The 14033-nt window shown below is 41.2% G+C and carries 10 protein-coding genes; 5 read left to right on the top strand and 5 right to left on the bottom strand.

All coding sequences use genetic code 11. From position 1 onward, the window contains the following. The first annotated feature begins 94 nt into the window (after positions 1-94). The 3 genes from HHA41_RS00470 to pta all read left to right on the top strand — a co-directional run bounded on the left by HHA41_RS00470 (position 95) and on the right by pta (position 4256). A complete protein-coding gene (locus HHA41_RS00470) occupies positions 95-505 on the top strand; it encodes a hypothetical protein (protein ID WP_168417901.1) in 411 nt (136 codons plus the stop codon). Between the two features lie 338 nt (positions 506-843). Continuing rightward, entirely contained in the window at positions 844-2058 is a 1215-nt protein-coding gene (locus HHA41_RS00465; RefSeq protein WP_168417900.1) for an acetate kinase, read from the top strand. Between the two features lie 56 nt (positions 2059-2114). Next, the gene (gene pta / locus HHA41_RS00460; protein WP_168459997.1) at positions 2115-4256 is read left to right on the top strand and encodes a phosphate acetyltransferase; all 2142 of its coding nucleotides are present in this window, start codon (positions 2115-2117) and stop codon (positions 4254-4256) included. 121 nt (positions 4257-4377) lie between these two features. On the opposite strand, the gene HHA41_RS00455 is transcribed toward pta, so the two are convergent. Beyond that, positions 4378-4989: a class I SAM-dependent methyltransferase gene (locus tag HHA41_RS00455; RefSeq protein ID WP_168417898.1), complete on the bottom strand. Its 612-nt coding sequence runs from the start codon at positions 4987-4989 to the stop codon at positions 4378-4380. A gap of 236 nt (positions 4990-5225) precedes the next feature. On the opposite strand from HHA41_RS00455, the gene HHA41_RS00450 reads away from it, so the two are divergent. Then, positions 5226-6752, top strand: a complete 1527-nt coding sequence (locus tag HHA41_RS00450; protein ID WP_168417897.1) for a fumarate hydratase — start codon at positions 5226-5228, stop codon at positions 6750-6752. A 101-nt stretch (positions 6753-6853) separates the two neighbouring features. On the opposite strand, the gene HHA41_RS00445 is transcribed toward HHA41_RS00450, so the two are convergent. The 4 genes from HHA41_RS00445 to tig form a co-directional block, all read right to left on the bottom strand. Further along, positions 6854-7570 (bottom strand): DUF2846 domain-containing protein, encoded by a 717-nt coding sequence (locus tag HHA41_RS00445; protein WP_136144672.1) that lies wholly within the window; start codon positions 7568-7570, stop codon positions 6854-6856. A gap of 193 nt (positions 7571-7763) precedes the next feature. After that, a complete protein-coding gene (gene clpX, locus HHA41_RS00440; protein WP_168459996.1) occupies positions 7764-9074 on the bottom strand; it encodes an ATP-dependent protease ATP-binding subunit ClpX in 1311 nt (436 codons plus the stop codon). 29 nt (positions 9075-9103) lie between these two features. Then, complete coding sequence (clpP, locus tag HHA41_RS00435) at positions 9104-9709, bottom strand: ATP-dependent Clp endopeptidase proteolytic subunit ClpP (protein WP_004974855.1); 606 nt, start codon at positions 9707-9709, stop codon at positions 9104-9106. A gap of 189 nt (positions 9710-9898) precedes the next feature. Further along, positions 9899-11230 (bottom strand): trigger factor, encoded by a 1332-nt coding sequence (gene tig / locus HHA41_RS00430; protein WP_168417894.1) that lies wholly within the window; start codon positions 11228-11230, stop codon positions 9899-9901. Between the two features lie 265 nt (positions 11231-11495). Between tig and HHA41_RS00425 the strand changes: the two genes are divergently transcribed. After that, on the top strand, positions 11496-13760 hold the full coding sequence (locus tag HHA41_RS00425) for a TonB-dependent receptor (RefSeq protein ID WP_168459995.1): 2265 nt from the start codon (positions 11496-11498) through the stop codon (positions 13758-13760). The last annotated feature ends 273 nt before the right edge of the window (positions 13761-14033 follow it).

The raw sequence follows: 14033 nt of genomic DNA, 5'->3' as shown, positions 1-14033 counted from the left end.
TAGACACAGTTCCACTACACACTTTCAAATTACACTCGCCTAAAATTTAAAAATTGATGATTAGAAAAAATCAGTAAAAAGAGTGACCTTGCTTATGTTTTATTACTTAATAATTAGTACTTTTGCCTTGGCACTTTTAGTGTCATTTGTGGTGATGCGTCTATTCTCTGGCTCCATTAATGCTATTTTGGCACGTATCATTCACGACCCTATCCATGAAGCATGGGCAAAATACACCAAGTTTGCAGGCATGGTGGTGGGTACATCATCAGGCATTCGTATTTACGATATGGAAAAATACATCACGCCGCTGACCTATGCCGAGAATGATAAAAAAATTGTAATAGAACTGACTCAGGAGCGCTGGGTACTAGAAATTTACCGCACCATTATTGAAACCTTGCAAGGTTTGGCGTGGATGATGCTGGTGTTTTTTATGGTGGCATTGATTGCTTATGTGATTGTCCGCTGGTCGGAAATTAAGTACGCAGCTAAATCCAAATAAACCGAATTCAAATTAAGAAATAATTTAAAACAGTTTGCCACTCGTCTAGGCAATGAAGTGTGCTATGTTAAGAGAATACAACAGGAATTAAGCAGAAAAATTGACCGTTATTTCATGAATAAATGAAAGTTTCGGACTGATAAATTTTAATTATTTATGATTTCATGGTCGATAATGCTTAAGTCTAATCTCCTAAAGTCTATCTAGGAGCAACAAAAAACCCATGATAAAACATACATACTGATCAAGATTGCAGCGCAACACATTGCCATTTGCCATCCTTGTCGCGCAGCTTGATTCACTAGGGATAACTTCAATTAGAATTCGGGTACATAAACGTGACTACATCAGTATTAGTGATTAACTGCGGATCTTCTTCTATTAAATATGCACTCGTGTCTGAGCGCCGCGAAGATCGTATTTTTGGTTTGGCAGAAAATCTAGGTTCTGCTGATGCACGCATTAAAGGTGTTACCGTCGGTGGTGAACCTCTCGAACTTTCTATTCCACATGCTGACCACGAAAAAGCATTGGAAACAATTTTAGGCCGCTTGTCTCAATATAAGCCTCAAGCTATTGGTCACCGCGTTGTACACGGCGGTACTTTGACCAAAGCAGAATTATTAACAGAAGAAATTGTTCAACGTATTCGTGAAGCAACTCCGCTTGCTCCGTTACATAACCCAGCACACTTGGTGGGTATTGAAGCAACGATGCGTTTGTTCCCAGAGCTTCCGCAAGTTGCTGTATTTGATACTGCATTCCACCAAACTATGCCTGCTCACGCTTACCGTTATGCAGTACCTAAATTCTTATATACCGACCACAACGTACGTCGTTATGGCTTCCACGGTACAAGCCATGCGTATGTTTCAGAGCGTGGTTCAGAATTGGCAGGTAGCTTTAAACAAGGTGGCTGGTTAACAGCTCACTTAGGTAACGGTAGCTCAACTTGTGCGATTTGGAATGGTCAAAGTGTAGATACTTCTATGGGCCTAACCCCACTTGAAGGTTTGGTAATGGGTACCCGTAGTGGTGATGTAGATCCAAGCTTACACAGCTTCCTTGCAAGCAACTTGGGTTGGGACATCTACAAAATTGACAAGATGCTAAACAGCCAAAGTGGTTTACTCGGCTTGTCAGGTTTATCGAACGACATGCGTACTTTAATTGAAGCATCTGAACAAGGTAATGAAGATGCAACGCTTGCTATTGAAGTATTCTGCTACCGTTTAGCTAAATCTTTAGCTGCGCTTAGCTGTGGTCTACCACGCTTAGACGGCTTGTTCTTCACTGGTGGTATTGGTGAAAACTCTGCTTACATCCGTGAAAAAACAGTATCTTACTTACCACACTTCGGTTTCAACTTCAGTAAAGAGCGTAACGACAACTTAAAACGTGGTACTGAAGGTCGTATCGATGCTGGTACTGGCCCACAAATTTGGGTTGTACCAACTGACGAAGAAGGTCGTATCGCTAAAGAAACTGCGCACGTTGCTGAGGAGCTAAAGTCAGCTGGAAAAAAGTCTGAATGTGATGCTGCGATTGCTTAAGCAATCGTAGTATCTGGTGTGCCTTCAATAAATTCCTAAATGATTTAGAAAAAACTATGAAAACAATACTTTTGGTTCCTACTGAAATTGGTGTTGGCTTAACATCAGCATGTCTAGGTTTAATTTACGCTTTGGAATGCCAAGGCGTAAAAGCAGGCTTTTTAAAGCCTTTCTCGCAAGAATTACAGCCAGAAGCAGACCGCACTACAGCGTTGTATCGTCATTTATTCAAGCATGAAACTGTTGAGCCGATTGCTTATAGCACGCTGACTGAACGCTTAAAGAATGATGAAAACGACGAATTGCTCGAAGATGCAGTACGTTTACATCGTGAAATTTCTAAGCACCATGATGTGATTATTGTTGAAGGCGTGTTGCCAAACGGACGCGATCCTTTTGCAACTGAACTGAATGCTACTTTGGCCAAAGCACTTGATGCAAAAGTCATTATTGTTAGCAATGCCGACATTAACAACGCTGCAAAAACAGCTGCCAAAGTAGACAACCAATTACGTTTCTTTGGTGGCGCAAGCTGCGAACGTACTGCGGGCGTATTATTCATGCGTACCAAAGGTTTGCCAGAAGATTCTGCACAAATTCCAGTTACACTTGATCCAAACTTACGTTTGATTAGCGACACCAACCAATTCGTTAGTGCGATTCAAACTACGCACCCAATGATTGGTAAAGACTGTATGCCTGTAATTGGTTTAGTACCATTCAGCAATACTTTAAGTGTGCCACGTATGTCTGACTTGGCTGCGCACATTTCTGCTGAATGGATTAGCCAAGGTGAAGCTGCGCAGCGCCGTGTTCTACACAGCAGCCTGATTGCATCAAACATCGAACATGAAATGCACAAGTTTGTTGCAGGCGAACTAATCATCAGTGGTTCTGACCGTGTAGATGTATTGCTTGCAAGTAGCTTAGCTAGCAGCAATGGTATTCCACTTGCAGGTTTAGTTTTAACTGAGCATCAAGCACCAAGTGCGCAAGCTTTAGAATTCTGTCAAACGGCGATCAAAAATGGCTTGCCTATTTTACACACCAAATTGAGCACCTTTGACACTGCACAACAATTGTTAAATCTCAGCAATGAAATTCCTGTAGATGACACTGAGCGTGCTGAACAAGTTACTCGTTTTGTTGCGAGCCACATCAACGCTGACTGGTTAACGCAATTAATTAGCGATTCACACAAACCACGTTTATCGCCTTCTGCATTCCGTCACGAATTGGTGCAAAAATCAATTGCAGCGAAAAAACGTATTGTATTGCCTGAAGGTGATGAACCACGTACCGTTCAAGCTGCAGCAATTTGTCAATCACGTGGTATTGCCCACTGTATTCTATTGGCAAAACCTGAAGCTGTTGTAGATGTTGCCAAAGCACGTGGTATTGAACTTCCACATGATTTAGAAATCATTGATCCTGACTTGATCCGTGAAAACTATATCGAAAAAATGGTGGAAATGCGTAAAGGCAAACTCACTGAAGACCAAGCACGTGATCAGCTACAAGATACTGTAGTACTTGGTACCATGATGTTGGCACTTGATCAGGTCGATGGTTTGGTTTCAGGTGCAGTACACACCACTGCCAACACTGTTCGCCCTGCATTCCAGCTGATTAAAACTGCTCCAGATTACTCATTGGTATCTTCAGTATTCTTCATGTTGTTACCAGATGAAGTCTACGTGTACGGTGACTGTGCAATTAACCCAGACCCAGATGCGGAACAATTGGCTGAAATTGCAATCCAGTCTGCAGACTCTGCAAAAGCGTTTGGTATTGACCCACGCATTGCGATGATTTCTTATTCAACCGGTACTTCAGGTGCAGGTGCTGATGTAGAAAAAGTAGCGAAAGCGACTGAAATTGCAAAACAGCGTCGTCCTGATTTACTGATTGATGGCCCATTACAGTACGATGCAGCATCTGTTGAAAGTGTTGGTCGCTCTAAAGCACCTAACTCTGAAGTTGCAGGTCGTGCCAATGTGTTCATTTTCCCTGACCTGAACACTGGTAACACGACTTATAAAGCCGTACAACGTTCTGCGAATGTGGTAAGTGTTGGTCCAATGCTACAAGGTTTGAACAAACCAGTAAACGACTTGTCTCGTGGTGCATTGGTAGATGACATTGTGTTTACCATTGCATTGACTGCAATTCAAGCAGAGCAACAAGCTGCACAGTAATTCGTAAATTGAAGTTTTACAAACCACCTAATTGAAAAATTGGGTGGTTTTTTTATGGTTTTTCACTTTCCACGCTCAATTCTCAATCATTGTTCCACATGATTATTTAGCATGACTAATATCAAAACTTCTGCGCCAACCACACCGTATGCCCTGCACAATCCTGATCTTCAGCCTGCATGTCCAATACCTTAAACCCATGTTGTGCTAACAATTGACGGTATTCTTCTTGCGATAAACTGGCATGATAGAGAGCCTCACCAAACATTTCCCCGATTGCCTCGCCTGCTGCTGGCCCACTTGTAAACATCAATACGGCATTGGGTTTAGACCACTTTGCAAATTGTGTAAACATGCCACGCTGGTCTTGTGGCGTTAAATGAAAAAAACTATCCCACGCCAAAATAGCATCAAAGCGCTGATTCAATTCTACAGAACGCATATCGGCTTCAATCCAACATTGTGATGGAAAATGTTCTCGTGCCATTTCCAGCATGGTGTCTGAACTATCCACACCTGTAAGCTGATGCCCATGTTGTAATAGATACGCTGCAATTGGACGGCCTGAACCACAACCTAAATCTAAAATTTTGGCCTGCGCAGGTAAATAACGCAGCAAACGATCCAGCCAGTTTTTCTCATATAGCACCTGACCACGTAAAGCCGTCCACGCTCGGGCATGCCTTTTATACATTGGGATAATCTGAGCCGCCAAAGCAGAGGAATCTGTCATCACATAACTTCAATATTGAGCAAATAGAGTTCTGAACATAGCGGAAAATTTAGCCTTAAAGAAGCAAAATCAGTGCATATCGCAATGTTTATTTTTGCTTGATCTTTCATCAATCTCCCACAGCCCATGTGCGATATTAAACTTTCGCCCAAAGCTTGATCAAAGTGCCCACAACGGCCACATTTTGTCTTATAATTTAGTCCGCTAGCTATCCGCCCGCTCAAGAGATTTTTGATATGACAACTATTATCAAGCAAGATGACTTGATCACTTCGATCAAAGACGCGCTTCAGTTTATTTCCTACTATCATCCACAAGACTTCATCCAAGCGATGAGCCGTGCTTATGATCGTGAAGAAAACAAAGCTGCGAAAGATGCGATTGCACAGATCTTAATTAACTCACGTATGTGTGCAGAAGGCCATCGTCCAATCTGTCAAGATACTGGTATCGTAAACGTATTCCTTGAAGTGGGCTTAGACGTTAAATTTGATTTAACCATGAGCTTAGATGATGCGATTAACGAAGGTGTACGTCAGGGTTACCTAGAAAACTCAAACGTGCTTCGTGCATCTGTATTGGCTGATCCTGCATTTGGTCGTAAAAACACCAAAGACAACACCCCTGCAGTAATTCACTACAAACTCGTTCCGGGTAACAAAGTTGATATTACGGTTGCTGCTAAAGGTGGCGGTTCAGAAAACAAATCTAAATTGGCCATGCTAAATCCATCTGACTCAATTGTAGACTGGGTACTTAAAACTGTTCCGACCATGGGTGCAGGCTGGTGTCCACCAGGTATGTTGGGTATTGGTATTGGTGGTACTGCTGAAAAAGCCATGATGCTTGCAAAAGAAGCACTCATGGAAGAAATCAACATGGACGAATTATTGCGTCGTGGCCCACAAAACAAAATGGAAGAACTCCGTATCGAGATCTTCGAGAAAGTAAACGCATTGGGTATTGGCGCACAAGGTTTAGGCGGCTTAACTACCGTTCTTGATATTAAAATCAAAGACTATCCTTGCCACGCTGCGGGCAAACCAGTGGGTATGATTCCAAACTGTGCGGCAACACGTCACGCACACTTCCAGTTAGATGGTTCAGGTGTTGCACACATTCAAGCACCTAAACTGGATGACTACCCAGAAGTAACTTGGGACTCTTCTAAATCTAAACGTGTAGATTTGGACAACATCACTCAAGAAGAAATGAACACTTGGCAGCCGGGCGATACTTTATTATTAAACGGTACGATTTACACAGGTCGTGATGCTGCGCACAAACGCATGGTAGACATGATCAACAATGGTGAAGAATTGCCAGTCGACTTAAAAGGCAAGTTCATTTACTACGTTGGCCCAGTTGACCCTGTGGGTGACGAAGTGGTTGGCCCTGCAGGTCCAACAACAGCAACACGTATGGACAAGTTCACACGCCAAGTATTAGAACACACTGGTTTGTTCGGTATGATTGGTAAGGCGGATCGTGGTCCTGCAGCAATTGAAGCTATCAAAGACCATAAAGCAACTTACCTTATGGCTGTAGGTGGTGCGGCTTATCTTGTATCTAAAGCTGTACGTGAAGCAGAAGTGGTTGCTTTCGAAGACTTAGGTATGGAAGCAATCTACAAGTTCAAAGTTGAAGATATGCCTGTTTCAGTTGCGGTGGATGTAAACGGTACATCAATCCACGCCATTGCACCAAAAATCTGGCAAGCTAAAATTGGTAAAATTCCTGTTGTAGACGCTGCAGCAGAATAATTTTCCAACACTGTGATAAAGAAAAAGCACCCAACTTTGGGTGCTTTTTTATGCGTGCTAGAAATGAATAAAAGCAATGCGCAAGATAAAGATGAAAAACCTTACCAGGTTCGAGGATCCCACAACTTAAATGGCTGAGTTAAATGCACATCTTCCGCAGGGTCATATTTCTCATGCTTAATTTTTTGTGGCTTTTTGCGTAACTTGCCTGTGTGCTGATCTTCCGCAACAAAGTTATAGCTTTCTGTTTTGAGTTGAGTAAATGCGATTTCCTGTTGTGCGGTACTTGTAGGCATTAAAATTAAAGGCCCTGAAACTTCCTTACGTGTGCTCAAGTTTTCTTCATCATATTTAATAAAATACGACTGCCCTGCTTGTACCTGAAAATCTAAATACTTCGGTTTTTGAAAATGTAATGCCCCCAAAGGCCGACTTACACTTAAACGATACTCACCTGGTGCAAGTTCAATCCAGTAATAATGATTGTGCAATAAACTTGGAATCCGATGCTTATTGATAAACATACTGGCTGCGACAATTTCCTGCCTATTCCACTTAGAGTCAGGGCGATACAAATACACAATGGCCGCATCTTGATGCTGTGCCTGAATGGGCTGAAAACGCTGCCCGAGCTTTTGATTAACCCAACCACCAATGGTCATCATGCCTAAGCGGTGCTGCTCTACAAAACCAGGCTTTTGTTCTAAATCTAAAACTTTTAAGGTACTCGGTGGTTGCGTTTGTTGCACCACGTTTTTTTTGCCATGACATCCCACTAACATTAAACTGGTCACGACCAAGATTGCGACACCACGCATGTCTATCCCTCACTGCGTTTCTTATTTTTGTAAATTAAGTTTTTGCAAATCAAGCTGCAAATTCATTTTGCAATTGTTGTTTTGAATAATAGGCGTCCGCGCCTTGAACTAAGATTAACACCGCCTTGTTTTTTTTGACAATAAAAAACGTGCCGAAACTTAGCGTTTCGGCACGTTTCAGACGAACAGCGAATTAAGCTGTTTTGCTGTCTAATACTTTTAAGTCGACTTTTTCTTCAACTGGCTCTTCAGCTTTGGCTTGACGCTCGACCTGAAATTCAGGCTTCGCACCTTCATCAATCACAGCCTCAGTCACCACCACCGTGCCTATATCGGTACGGCTTGGTAGGTCATACATGGTTTCAAGCAAAGCATTTTCTAAAATAGAACGTAAACCACGTGCGCCTGTATTACGTTCAAGGGCTTTTTTCGCCACTGCACGTAAAGCCGCCTCTTCAAAGACTAAATCGACATTTTCCATCTCGAATAAGTATTGATACTGACGGGTTAAGGCATTTTTTGGTTCAGTCAGAATTTGCAATAATGCATCTTCATCCAGTTCATCTAGTGTTGCAATCACTGGCAAACGACCAATAAATTCTGGAATTAAACCAAACTTCACCAAGTCAGTTGCTTCTACCTGACGGAATAAGTCAGACAATTTCTTGCCCTCATCTTTTTTCTTCACGTCTGCAGTAAAACCAATCCCGCCTTTTTCCTGACGTTGCTGTACAATTTTCTCTAAACCAGAGAATGCACCACCACAAATAAACAGGATATTTGAGGTATCAATTTGAATGAATTCTTGCTGCGGATGCTTACGACCACCTTGAGGTGGAATAGATGCGACCGTGCCTTCAATCATTTTAAGCAAGGCTTGCTGAACACCCTCGCCTGATACATCACGGGTAATAGATGGATTTTCAGACTTACGCGTGATTTTGTCGATCTCATCGATATAGATAATGCCTTTTTGTGCTTTTTCTACATCGTAATCGGCTTTTTGCAACAGCTTTTGCACAATGTTTTCGACATCTTCACCCACATAACCCGCTTCGGTTAATGTGGTCGCGTCTGCCATTGCAAAAGGAACATCCAATAGGCGCGCCAAAGTCTGTGCAAGTAAGGTTTTACCCGAACCTGTTGGCCCAACCAGCATGATGTTACTTTTTGAAATTTCGACAGTATCGTCTGACTTATGCCCTTGCTGGGTCACTTTCAGACGTTTGTAATGGTTATACACTGCAACCGATAAGGTTTTTTTCGCAGTGTCCTGACCAATCACATACTGGTCTAGCGCAGCACGAATTTCATGTGGTTTTGGCAATGGACGTGTTGCCCAATCACCCGACTCAACTTGTTGACTGGTCTGAACCAAGTCTAAGCATACGTCCACACATTCATTACAGATGTATGCGTCCTCGCCTGCAATCAGCTTCCCGACTTCAGACTGCGTTTTACCGCAAAATGAACAATGTTTTTGTCCCTGAGGATGTTCGGACATAGTCACTCCAATATCTCAATCTTTAAAACTTATGGACGTTTTGTTAAAACTTCATCCACAAGACCGTATTCCTTCGCTGCCTGTGCAGTCATGAAGTTATCACGGTCGGTATCTCTTGCGACAGTTTCATAGTCCTGACCACTATGTTCTGCCATTAAACGGTTTAAACGCTCTTTAATGAATAGAATTTCACGTGCATGAATTTCAATATCAGATGCCTGACCACGGAAACCACCAAGTGGTTGGTGAATCATGACACGCGCATTTTCAAGACAGTAACGCTTACCTTTTGCACCTGCGTTGAGCAGGAAAGCACCCATAGATGCTGCTTGTCCCATACAGTAAGTCACAACATCAGGCTTAATAAATTGCATGGTATCGTAAATTGCCATACCTGCAGTCACTGAACCGCCTGGTGAGTTAATGTATAGGTGAATATCTTTATCTGGGTTTTCTGCTTCTAAAAATAACATCTGCGCCACAATTAAGTTGGCCATATTATCTTCGACTTCACCCGTCAAAAAAATGACACGTTCACGTAAAAGACGTGAATAAATATCAAAAGAACGCTCACCACGAGAGGATTGTTCAACCACCATGGGTACTAAAGCATTTTCAATTGTTGGAACATACATATGGTTATTTATTCCTAAATTCTTGTGACACGACTCATGTTCACAATATGAGGGATAATTGTCTAAATTGCAAAATATTCACAGCTTAAATCGTAGATATTTTGAGTTAAATGTTGTCGATCTGTGAAAAACCAAAAACTGCGATGCAATAAAAAAGGCGCACAAAGCGCCTTTTTTACCTAAAGCCAATTAGCCTTGTTGACGAGCTTGTTGCTCTTTCAATAAGTCTTCATAGCTTACAGATGTATCAGTCACTTTTGCAGAAGCCAAGATGTGATCTACAACCTGATCTTCTAAAACAACTGCTTCGATTTGTGAACGCTGTTGTTTGTCATTTTTGAAGTATTCAATTACTTCGTTTGGATCTTCATAAGAAGAAGCCATATCTTCGATGTAAGCATCTACACGTGCTTGGTCAACTTCAAGTTTAGCATCTGCCAATACTTTGCTAACCAATACGCCTAGTTTTACAGATTTTTCAGCTTGTTCTTTGAACAATTCATCTGGAAGCATGCTTGAGTCAAATGCTTTTGCACCTTGCGCACCAAACTGCTGAGTGAATTGCTGAATCATTTGCTGACGTTGACGGTCAACTTCTTGAGCAACCATCGCTGCTGGAAGCTCAACTTCGTTTGCAGCAACTAGAGCATCAAAAGTTGCGCCTTTCACTTGGTTACGTAAACCATTTTTCACTTCACGTTCCATGTTTTTACGAACGTCAGCTTTTAATTTGTCTACGCCATCTTCTTCAGAAATACCGAAGATTTGTAGGAATTCAGCATCAATTTCTGGAAGTTTTTGCTTTTCAACAAGTTTCACAGTGATTTTAAATTGAGCTGCTTTACCTGCAAGGTTTGCTGCTTGGTAGTCTTCAGGGAAAGTTACATCAATAACTTTCTCTTCGCCTTTTTTCATGCCCACGATGCCATCTTCAAAACCAGGAATCATGCGACCAGAACCAAGTACTAGTTTAAAGTCTTCAGCAGCACCGCCTTCAAACTTCTCGCCATCTACAGTGCCTTCAAAGTCAAAAGTCACTTGCATGTCTTTTTTCGCCATGCCTTTGGTTTCTGCCCAAGAAGCACGTTGCTTTTGAAGATTTTCAAGCATTTGCTCAACGTCTTTGTCGTTCACTTCTGAAGACTTACGTTCAACTTCTAAACCTTCAAATTTCACTTCAACTTCTGGATAAACTTCAACTGTCGCTTCGTAAACTAAAGCGTCGTCTTTCATTTCAGTTTTTTCGATGTTTGGCATACCAACAGCGTTGATTTTTTCTTGTTGGATTGCTTCAAAAACGGTGTCACGAATAATGTCGTTCACCACTTCTTGATAAATACCCGCACCGTATTCACGACGAACAACGTTTACAGGCACTTTACCTGGTCGGAAGCCGTTGATCTTCACAGTTTTGGCAGTGCGTTTCAAGCGAGCTTCAAACTGCTCGTTAATACGGCTCGTCGGTACAGATACATTTAAACGACGGGCAACGCCCGAAACCGCTTCAGAAGTTACTTGCATGGCTTCCTCGATATAGTTAGTAATAACAGTTTATAAAAAAGTGCCACATTATATGACAACATTAAAGGATATACAAAATACGTTCTGATCTCGACTGAATTTTTTTAATCGGCACGCTATTTTCTGTAAATTTTCAACTTTGTGTATATTTCTTGTTGTAAATAAGAATACTTATCATTATTATTAGCCAACTCCTTCATGAATGATTCTAATTACTATATAGGTCTGAATTAGGATCATTGATTCATATTAGAGATATAATTTTATGGCTAAGTTCAACCTACACCCGCTGTGTCTTGCATTACTTGGGGCAACATCTACTGCTGTTTTCGCAAATACCTCTACCGATGCGACTTCAACCCACCAACTTTCCACAATTGTGGTTTCAGCGGCAGGTTTTGAACAAAAAATTAAGGATGCGCCTGCATCTATTACAGTACTTTCAGAAGATGACTTTAAAACAAAACGTATTACTTCTTTAGCTGATGCATTAAAAGGTGTTGAAGGTGTTGATATTAGCCCTTCTGCGGGTAAAACAGGCACACTAAATATACGTATGCGCGGAATGCCTGCTGAATACACGTTAGTACTAATTGATGGAAAACGTCAAAATTCCGTTGGCAGCATCACACCGAATGGTTTTGCTGAATCAAACAACAACTTTATTCCTCCTATTTCCGCTATTGAACGTATTGAAATAATTCGAGGACCGATGTCCACTCTATATGGTTCCGATGCAATGGGTGGTGTTATTAACATCATCACAAAAAAAGTAAATGATGAGTGGAGTGGTTCTGTTACTTTAAATGGGACTTTATTACCAAAGAGCTCTGACTTTGGAAACCAATATTCAGCTGAAGTATTTGCTTCCGGTCCAATTATTAAAGACTTAGTCGGCTTACAACTTCGTGGGCGTAAAGCAGAAAGACAACAATCTCATCTTATGACACCAACGGGCGCACTAGACCAAGGTAATAGCCCTACAAAATCAGATATTAAAACTTTGGGTGGTCGAATCACTTTCACACCTCACACCGATCATACCTTCGCTGTTGATTTTGAAAACACCCAACAATGGTTTGATAACAGCCGTGGTCAACTCGGTACATATCTTGATAAAAACGGTGTTCCACTTTCATCAGATGCGACTCAAGGCTATGCAGATAGTCAAGAATATGAACGCTCTAAAGGCTATATTTCACATGAGTGGAATTCAGATTTGGGACTTTTAGAAAGTAGTATTTCTCGTGTAGAAACTGAAACAGTAGGTCGATTAATCCCCGCTGGTATGCTAAGTGCTGCAGAAAAAAATCGCTTCCATAAACGCAAACTTACCAGTGAAGATACCTATTTCGATACAAAATTTAGTACTCAAAAAATTGAGAATCACAACTTAACCATAGGAGCCCAATGGTGGGAATCTAGCGTAAAAGATGGTATTCGTCGGTCCAATCCAGAATTATCTTTTGATCAATATGGTTTATTTATTGAAGATACTTGGTCGATATTACCCAACCTAAGCTTAACTTTAGGAGGGCGTTTTGATGACCATAGTAACTTTGGTGATTTTTTTACACCGCGTGCATATCTTGTTTGGAATGCGAACGACCAATGGACAGCTAAAGGTGGATATTCTGAAGGTTATAAAGTTCCTCGTTTAGAACAATTAACCCAAGGTTTATCAAATGTTGCGAGCCAGGGTCGTGCGCCCGTACTAGGTAGTATCCAGTTACAACCAGAAACAAGTGAAAACTATGAACTTGGTTTATATTTTGACAACCAAGCTGGTTTTAATGCTAACGTAACTCTCTTTCAAAACAAAACCAAAGATAAAATCACTACCGTAGGTGCTGGTTACTCATTGGTTCATATATCAAGCTCCACTGTTACTGATGAAATTGCTAACGGCAAATATATCCCAGATATAAGTTACAATGGTCGTCCGATTGAATTTGACTGTACTGCTGATGTAAATGATTGTAATGCTAAATTTGCTGAATGGGGCATTGATTGGAATACTGCGACGAATCGTACACTCGCATTAGCACGCCCATACAATTCTGAAGAAGCTGAATCTCATGGTATAGAGTTGGCTGCTGGCTACCAAGTCAATGATCAATGGAAAGTTTCTGGCAACTATACCTGGACAAAAGGCGAACTGACTGATGCTTTAGGTAACAAAACTGAAGATGCTGATAATGCTGAACATATTGCCAACTTGTTAGTCAACTACACTCCTGCTGATAACATGTCATTATGGGTACGTGGTGAATATCGCAGCAGCCAAATCCGTACAGCAGGTGAAGTGAAAGATACTTTAGGTGACTACGAGGGTTATACACAATGGCATCTCGGTACTAATTATACAGTAAACAATAATGTAGATATTGGTGTTGCTCTTTACAATATTTTTGATAAAAACTTTGTTGATTATCAATATGTAGGTGGTAGTATCGATGATTACCACAATCGTTATACCAACACCCAAGAAGGTCGCCGTGTTCAATTGAGTACAACCTTTAAATTCTAAACTCGCTTTATTTTTCTCAAACCCTGCTTCGGCAGGGTTTTCTAGTCTCCCCCCAAGCCTTTCACGTTCACATCGTTTTATTAAATAAAAAGAATGATAATGATTATTATTTTCAAGTAAGAATTAAAGGAAAGTGCCATTCCACACATTGTTGTTGATAATGATTCTCAATACAATTAGCAACAATTGTTATAGACGTCATAACAACAACTTCACACTTTATTCATTTTGAACTAAAAACGCTGAATAAAGCGTGGCCTCCTGTTGGTTTAC

It is taken from the genome of Acinetobacter sp. A1, assembly GCF_012371315.1.
Classification (GTDB): domain Bacteria; phylum Pseudomonadota; class Gammaproteobacteria; order Pseudomonadales; family Moraxellaceae; genus Acinetobacter.
This window is presented reverse-complemented; position numbering and strand designations above follow the sequence as displayed.

Bases quoted from the DNA above. Each gene is read 5' to 3' on its own strand.
- HHA41_RS00445 (WP_136144672.1), bottom strand. From the start codon at position 7,570: ATGCGTGGTGTCGCAATCTTGGTCGTGACCAGTTTAATGTTAGTGGGA.
- HHA41_RS00450 (WP_168417897.1), top strand. From the start codon at position 5,226: ATGACAACTATTATCAAGCAAGATGACTTGATCACTTCGATCAAAGAC.
- HHA41_RS00455 (WP_168417898.1), bottom strand. From the start codon at position 4,989: ATGACAGATTCCTCTGCTTTGGCGGCTCAGATTATCCCAATGTATAAA.
- tig (WP_168417894.1), bottom strand. From the start codon at position 11,230: ATGCAAGTAACTTCTGAAGCGGTTTCGGGCGTTGCCCGTCGTTTAAAT.
- clpP (WP_004974855.1), bottom strand. From the start codon at position 9,709: ATGTATGTTCCAACAATTGAAAATGCTTTAGTACCCATGGTGGTTGAA.
- pta (WP_168459997.1), top strand. From the start codon at position 2,115: ATGAAAACAATACTTTTGGTTCCTACTGAAATTGGTGTTGGCTTAACA.
- HHA41_RS00425 (WP_168459995.1), top strand. From the start codon at position 11,496: ATGGCTAAGTTCAACCTACACCCGCTGTGTCTTGCATTACTTGGGGCA.
- HHA41_RS00470 (WP_168417901.1), top strand. From the start codon at position 95: ATGTTTTATTACTTAATAATTAGTACTTTTGCCTTGGCACTTTTAGTG.
- clpX (WP_168459996.1), bottom strand. From the start codon at position 9,074: ATGTCCGAACATCCTCAGGGACAAAAACATTGTTCATTTTGCGGTAAA.